At 66.7% G+C, this 6,489-nt stretch carries 9 protein-coding genes; 3 read left to right on the top strand and 6 right to left on the bottom strand.

What is annotated here, in order from left to right; translation table 11 throughout:
- The coding region (locus V7Q39_RS18385; protein ID WP_333818061.1) for a carboxyl transferase domain-containing protein at positions 1 to 500 on the bottom strand (500 nt) is incomplete at its 3' end.
- A 113-nt stretch (positions 501 to 613) separates the two neighbouring features.
- Here V7Q39_RS18385 and V7Q39_RS18380 point away from each other — a divergent pair.
- Positions 614 to 1,453, top strand: coding sequence for an AraC family transcriptional regulator (locus V7Q39_RS18380; protein ID WP_333818060.1), 840 nt, complete (start codon positions 614 to 616; stop codon positions 1,451 to 1,453).
- Here the strand turns inward: V7Q39_RS18380 and V7Q39_RS18375 are convergent.
- The 3 genes from V7Q39_RS18375 to V7Q39_RS18365 form a co-directional block, all read right to left on the bottom strand.
- The gene (locus tag V7Q39_RS18375; protein ID WP_333818059.1) at positions 1,450 to 2,217 is read right to left on the bottom strand and encodes an FCD domain-containing protein; all 768 of its coding nucleotides are present in this window, start codon (positions 2,215 to 2,217) and stop codon (positions 1,450 to 1,452) included. The genes V7Q39_RS18380 and V7Q39_RS18375 overlap by 4 nt on opposite strands.
- A 107-nt stretch (positions 2,218 to 2,324) precedes the next feature.
- Positions 2,325 to 2,981 (bottom strand): OmpA family protein, encoded by a 657-nt coding sequence (locus V7Q39_RS18370; RefSeq protein ID WP_443082545.1) that lies wholly within the window; start codon positions 2,979 to 2,981, stop codon positions 2,325 to 2,327.
- A gap of 115 nt (positions 2,982 to 3,096) precedes the next feature.
- A complete protein-coding gene (locus tag V7Q39_RS18365; RefSeq protein ID WP_333818058.1) occupies positions 3,097 to 3,927 on the bottom strand; it encodes a methylated-DNA--[protein]-cysteine S-methyltransferase in 831 nt (276 codons plus the stop codon).
- Positions 3,928 to 4,024: 97 nt separating this feature from the next.
- Here V7Q39_RS18365 and nth point away from each other — a divergent pair, with 97 nt between their 5' ends.
- Both nth and V7Q39_RS18355 read left to right on the top strand, forming a co-directional pair.
- A complete protein-coding gene (gene nth / locus V7Q39_RS18360; RefSeq protein WP_333818057.1) occupies positions 4,025 to 4,669 on the top strand; it encodes an endonuclease III in 645 nt (214 codons plus the stop codon).
- Positions 4,666 to 5,649 (top strand): adenosine kinase, encoded by a 984-nt coding sequence (locus V7Q39_RS18355; RefSeq protein ID WP_333818056.1) that lies wholly within the window; start codon positions 4,666 to 4,668, stop codon positions 5,647 to 5,649. Before nth ends, V7Q39_RS18355 begins: the two co-directional genes overlap by 4 nt.
- Here the strand turns inward: V7Q39_RS18355 and V7Q39_RS18350 are convergent.
- Together V7Q39_RS18350 and V7Q39_RS18345 are read right to left on the bottom strand one after the other, a co-directional pair.
- Positions 5,646 to 5,975 (bottom strand): TfoX/Sxy family protein, encoded by a 330-nt coding sequence (locus tag V7Q39_RS18350; RefSeq protein WP_333818055.1) that lies wholly within the window; start codon positions 5,973 to 5,975, stop codon positions 5,646 to 5,648. The genes V7Q39_RS18355 and V7Q39_RS18350 overlap by 4 nt on opposite strands.
- A partial coding sequence (locus tag V7Q39_RS18345) for a lysophospholipid acyltransferase family protein (RefSeq protein ID WP_333818054.1) occupies positions 5,975 to 6,489 on the bottom strand: 515 nt, incomplete at its 5' end. The genes V7Q39_RS18345 and V7Q39_RS18350, both read right to left, overlap by 1 nt.

The following is a 6,489-nucleotide window of genomic DNA, read 5'->3' as shown; positions in this document are numbered from 1 at the left end:
CCCTTGCCGGGATAGGCCCCGGCGGTGTCGATCAGGGTGATCACCGGCAGGCGGAAGCGGTCCGCCAGGTCCATCAGCCGGATCGCCTTCCTGTACCCCTCGGGCCGTGCCATGCCAAAGTTGCGCTGGATGCGGCTTTTGGTGTCGTTGCCCTTCTCGTGCCCGATCACCATCACCGGCTGGTCGTTGAACCGCGCAAGGCCCCCCATCACCGCATGATCGTCGGCAAAGGCCCGGTCGCCCGCCAGTGCGGTGTATTCGGTGAAGAGCCGGTCGATATAGTCCTGGCAATGCGGCCGGTCGGGGTGACGCGCCACCTGGCACTTCTGCCAGGCCGTCAGGTTCTTGTAGAGATCGCGCAGCGCCGCATCCGCCTTGCGGTCCAGCGCCTCGGCTTCCTTGGACATATCCACGCCGCCGCCGGTCTTCGCCATGGCGCGAAGTTCTTCCGCCTTGCCTTCGATATCGGCGAGCGGCTTTTCAAACTCGAGGTATTGCATGGCGCTTCCTTTTCGGGACCGCCTCTATATGCCCGCGGGCAGGGCCTGATGCAACTCGGCAAGATTTGTGCGGCGGGGTCGTGCAAGGGTGCCGGGGCGGAAGGAACGGCATCATGACGAATGCGAACGAAAAGCGGCTCTTGCGGGTCCTCGACCACATCCACGACAACCCCGCCGGGGACCTGTCGCTGGACGCGCTGTCCGATGTCGCGGCGATGAGCCGGTTCCACTGGCATCGCGTGTTCCGCGCGATGACCGGCGAGACCCTGGCCCAGGCCGTGCGCCGGATCCGGATGCAGCGAGCGTCCTATCTGCTGGCGATGACCGACCAGCCGCTGGCCGCCATCGCCGCCTCGGTCGGGATGGAGAATCTCTCCAGCTTCAACCGCTGCTTTGCGGAAGCTTTCCTGATGTCGCCCACTGCCTTCCGCAAGCGGGGCGAGCTGCGCCCCTTTGTCCGCCATGTCCCACCAAGGAGAGATCCCATGCACCCCGTCACCATCCGCACCGAACCCTCGATCCGGCTGGCTGCCCTGCCGCACAAGGGCGCCTATCACGAGATCTCGCGGGCCTTTCAGAAGCTGTCCGCCGTGATGGCCAGCCGCGACCTGTTCCAATCGGCGGGCCGCATGATCGCGGTCTTCTACGACGACCCGCAGTCGGTGGCCGAGCCCGACCTGCGCAGCCATGCGGGGTTCGAGATCAAGGGTCAGGCCGATCTGTCCGCGCCGCTTGAGGGGGTCACGCTGCCCGGTGGACGGCAGGCCGTGCTGACCTACAAGGGCCCCTATGCCGGACTGCCCGCCGCCTATGACGAGCTGTTCGGCCTCTGGCTGCCGCAGTCGGGCGAGGAGCCGGCCGACACGCCGTCCTTCGAGGTCTACCTCAACACACCGATGGACACCGCGCCGGAAGACCTGATCACCGAGCTGCACCTGCCGCTGAAGGGCTAGCGGCTGGTCTCCTGCTCCAGCCGCTGCCGGGCGATGGATTCGTGCTTTTCGGCGCGCATCTGGTCGTGGAAGGCCTGTTCCACATAGGCCATATGCGCCGCCACCGCCGCCCGCGCCGCCGCCGGATCGCGTGCCTGGATCGCCGCGTTGATCGCCCGGTGCTGGTCAAGAAGCTGGTCCCGCGTCATCCGGTTCCTGAACATGACCTGCCGGTTGTAGAAGACCCCCTGCCGCAGCAGCTCGAACATCGAGCGCAGCATGTGCAGCATGATCACGTTGTGGCTCGCCTCGATGATCGCCATGTGGAATTCCGCGTCCAGCTCCGCCTCGTCCGAGGGGTCGCGCTTCTGATGCGCCAATTCCATCTTGCCGAAGATCGTGGCGATCAGCTTCAGGTCGGTTTCCGATCCGAAGGTCGCGGCGCGTTCCGCCGCCAGCCCCTCGATGTCGCGGCGGAAGCTGATGTAGTCGAAGACCGCCTCGTCATGGGTGGAGAAGAGCTGGGTCAGCGCAGGAGAGAAGGCCGAGCCCAGCACTTCCGCCACGAAGATGCCCGAGCTTGCCCGGCTGACCAGAAGCCCGCGGTCGGCCAGGTCGGCGATGGCATCGCGCAGCGAGGGGCGCGAGACGCCCAGCTTGTCGGCGAGGTCGCGTTCGGACGGCAGCCGCTCGCCGGGGCGCAGGATGCCGCGCAGGATCAGCTGTTCGATCTGGCGGACGACGGAATGTGACAGCTTCTCCGGCGTGACTTTCAGGAACGGCATGGCAGACCCCGCTATTGGTCTGGAAATATGACCGATCTGGCAGGGATCACAACGAAAAAGGGCCAGCCGAAGCTGGCCCCGTTCCGGAATTTACGCCGACTAGCCGATTACTTGACCGGGCGGATGATGATCTCGACCCGACGGTTCTTCGCGCGGCCTTCCGCCGTCAGGTTCGACGCGACGGGCTGGTCTTCGCCCCGGCCATAGGCCGCGATCCGCCCGCTGGGCACACCGCTTTCGCGAAGCACGCTGGCCACCGACACCGCGCGGCGTTGCGACAGATCCTGGTTGTATGCTGCGCTGCCGGTGTTGTCGGTGTGGCCGATCACCTCGATCCGGCTGTTCGGATATTTCAGCAGGCTCGAGGCCACCGTGTTCAGGTCGCGGCGCAGGTCCGGCCGGACCGTGGCGCTGTCGGTCGCGAAAAGAACGTCCTGCGGCATGTTCACGATCAGATAGTCACCGGTGTTGGTGACCGAGATGTTCGAGCTGAGCGAGCCGCGCAGTTCGGCCGCCTGACGGTCGAGGTCAGCACCGATGATCGCGCCGGTGCCCGCACCCAGCGCGCCGCCGATGATTGCGCCCTTGAGGCGGTCGCTGTCCGAGGATACCGCGGCCCCCGCGACGGCACCGGTCAGGCCGCCGATGATCGCACCGTTGCGCTGCCGCGCGTTCGGGTCGTTAGGATAGGCATTGGGATCGACGCAAGCGGTCAAGAGGAGGGTCCCCGTCGCCGCCAGGATCAGTTGGGTCTTCATCATCATGTTGCTCTCGCCTCGCATTCGCCCGTTCCCGGGCCTGTCTCCAGACCCGTGCCACAATACATGAACGCCGTCGAGAGGTTGCGGGTTCCCGAAGGCTTCGGCAGGGTTCCGCGCATTACACTTCTGTGCGAGCGGCCTCCCAGGCGAGCATGGCGCGCTTGCGGGGCAGGCCCCAGTGATAGCCGCCCAGGCCCCCGTCGCGGCGCAAGGCCCGGTGGCAGGGGATCAGGAAGCTGATCGGGTTCCGCCCGACTGCCGTCCCCACCGCCCGGTGCGCCGTAGGGTGGCCGATGGCCCCGGCGATGTCGGCATAGGTGGTGACATGGCCCGAGGGGATGGCGAGCAGCGCCTCCCAGACCTTGATCTGGAAGGGGGCGCCGATCAGGTGCAGGCTGGCGGCCTCTCCGCCCATCGCGGCGTCGACGAGGGGGCGCAGGGCCGCCGGGTCCTCGATGTAGGTGGCCTTGGGCCAGCGGCCGGTCAGGTCTGCAAGCGCCGCTTCCGCGCCGATCTCGTCGGCGAAACCCATGCCGCAGATGCCCTTGTCGGTCGCCATCACCAGCGCCGGGCCGAAGGGGCTTTCGAACCAGCCCCAGCGGATCTCCAGCCCGGCGCCGCCCCTTGCATAGTCGCCGGGAGACATCGCCTCCCAGGTCAGGAACAGGTCGTGCAGGCGCCCCGTCCCCGACAGCCCGGTCGCGAGCGCGGTGCCCAGCATGGTGTGCCGTTCGGCGAGCAGGCAGCGGGCATGGCCCAGCGTCAGGTATTGCTGATAGCGCTTCGGGCTGACGCCGACCCATTGGCTGAACACCCGCTGGAAATGCGCCGGGCTCATCGTCATCCGCTGCGCCAGCGCCTCCAGCGTCAGCGCGGGACCCTCGGCGTCGATCACCTCAAGCGCGCGGGTGATCACCTGGTAATGGTAGGCGGGGGAAAGGTCGGTCATGGCTGTCTCCTTGTGCCCAACCTAATCGGCGTGCCCCAGGTTCGCGACCCGTTTCCTGCGGCTTGTCGCGGGGCGCCTTTCGTGCTGCAAAGGCCGGATGACCCCGCAGCTTCCCTATGCCACGCTGAAACTGATCTTCGCCCGCTTCGCCGAGGCCGAGCCCCACCCGAAGGGCGAGTTGGAACATGTCAACGCCTTCACCCTGCTGGTGGCGGTGGCGCTGTCGGCCCAGGCCACCGACGCGGGGGTGAACAAGGCCACCCGCAAGCTTTTCCAGATTGCCGACACGCCGGAAAAGATGCTGGCGCTGGGTGAGGAAGGCCTGATCGAGCATATCCGCACCATCGGCCTTTACCGCAACAAGGCGAAGAACGTCATCCGGCTCTCGCGCCTCTTGATCGAGAATTTCGGCGGCGAGGTTCCGTCCTCCCGCGCGGCGCTGCAATCCCTGCCGGGGGTGGGGCGCAAGACCGCGAATGTGGTGCTGAACATGTGGTTCCACCACCCGGCGCAGGCGGTGGACACGCATATCTTCCGCGTCGGCAACCGCACCGGCATCTGCCCCGGCCGCGACGAGGTGGCGGTCGAACGTGCCATCGAGGACAATGTGCCGGTGGAATATCAGGGCCATGCGCATCACTGGCTTATCCTGCATGGCCGGTATATCTGCGTCGCGCGCAAACCCAAATGCGGCATCTGCCCGATCCGGGACTGGTGCCTTTACCCGGAGAAGACCGCATGAAGTCCTACCAGGTCGTCGGCATCGGCAATGCCATCGTCGATGTGTTTTCCACCGCCGACGACAGTTTCCTCGACCTGATGGGCATCCAGAAGGGCATCATGCAACTGGTGGAGCGGGAACGGGGCGAGCTTCTGTATGGCGCGATGACCAACCGCCAGCAGGCGCCGGGCGGATCGGTGGCGAACACGCTGGCGGGGCTGGGCAGTCTTGGGCTGACCACCGCCTTCATCGGGCGTGTGCATGACGATGCGCTGGGCCGCTTCTACGCCCAGACCATGGCGCAGGAGGGAACCGATTTCGTCAACCCGCCGGTGCCGGGGGGCGAGTTGCCGACCTCGCGCTCGATGATCTTCGTCTCGCCGGACGGGGAGCGGTCGATGAACACCTATCTCGGCATCTCCTCGGAGCTTGGCCCGGACGACGTGTCCGACAGCGTGGCGGGCAGCGCCGATATCCTGTTTCTGGAGGGCTACCTTTACGACAAGCCCAAGGGCAAGCAGGCCTTCGAGCGGGCGGTCGATCTCTGCCACAAGGCGGGCGGCAAGGCCGGTATCGCGCTTTCCGATCCGTTCTGCGTCGACCGGCACCGGGGCGATTTCCGGCGGCTGGTGAAAAGCCTCGACTATGTGATCGGCAACGAACACGAATGGTCCTCGCTGTACCAGACCGACCTTTCCGCCGCGCTGGGACAGGCGGCGGAGGATGCCGGGCTGGTCGTCTGCACCCGGTCGGGCCATGACGTGATCGTCGTCCGGGGCGAGGAGCAGGCCATCGTCCCCGTCCGCCGTGTCGTCCCGGTGGATGCCACCGGCGCGGGCGACCAGTTCGCCGCCGGCTTTCTCTACGGTCTCGCAACCGGGCAGCCGCTTTCGACTGCCGGTCGCATGGGCTGCGTCGCCGCGGCCGAGGTGATCAGCCATTTCGGCGCGCGCCCCGAGACCGACCTCAAGGCGCTGTTCCGCAAGGAAGGCCTGATCTAGGGTTTTGACTTCCGTGCTTTCGGCTTCGGCGCTGGCAGATCGGCCGCAATGGCGCGCAGCGCGGGGACCAGGCGGTCGGGCTCGTCCAGCAGGCTGTCGGCCGAAATCCAGTCCTTTCCGCCGGGAAAGGGCGCCTCGCGCGGGCAGTCGGAAAGGCAGGCTAGCCCGCCCGGCGTGGGCTTCAGCCACAGCCGGTCGTCGGCGATGACCGCCACCACCTTGCCGTCGAGATAAAGGACATATTCCCCCATCATCCGGCAGTGCGTCAGCGGCAGCTCTGACAGGCAGTCGAGCATATGGGCAAGGCTTTCGGCCCGGCTGCCCATCAGCCCTTGAACCCGGCCTCGGCCATCAGGCGGTTGGAATGGGTTTCGACCTCGGATTCGAGGCGCGTCATGAACTCGGCCACCGGCAGGCCGGGTGCGATGGGGGCAAGGAACTCCACCACCGCAAGGCCGGGTTTGCGCAGGATGCCGCGCTTGGGCCAGAACACCCCCACATTGGCGGCGACAGGATAGCAGGGCTGGGCGAGCTGTTCGTAAAGCAGCCCGGTGCCGACCTTGTAGGATTTCGTCGCGCCGGGGGCGACGCGCGTGCCTTGCGGGTAGATGATCAGCTGTCCCGGTTCCGCCGCGCCCGCGGCCACGTCGGCCTTCATCCGGGCGATGGCCGCACCCCGCTTGCCGCGGTCCACCGGGACGCAGCCGATCCGCAACGCATACTGGCCGAGGAAAGGGGCGAACATCAGCTCGCGCTTCATGATGAACTTGCCTGCCGGGACGGCATTGAAGATCAGGATGATGTCGAGGAAGCTCTGGTGCTTGGCGGCGATCAGCGCCT

Source organism: Tabrizicola sp., from assembly GCF_036781545.1.
Lineage (GTDB): Bacteria > Pseudomonadota > Alphaproteobacteria > Rhodobacterales > Rhodobacteraceae > Tabrizicola.
Note: the sequence above shows the minus strand (reverse complement) of the source record. Positions and strands in the feature narration are given on the sequence as shown.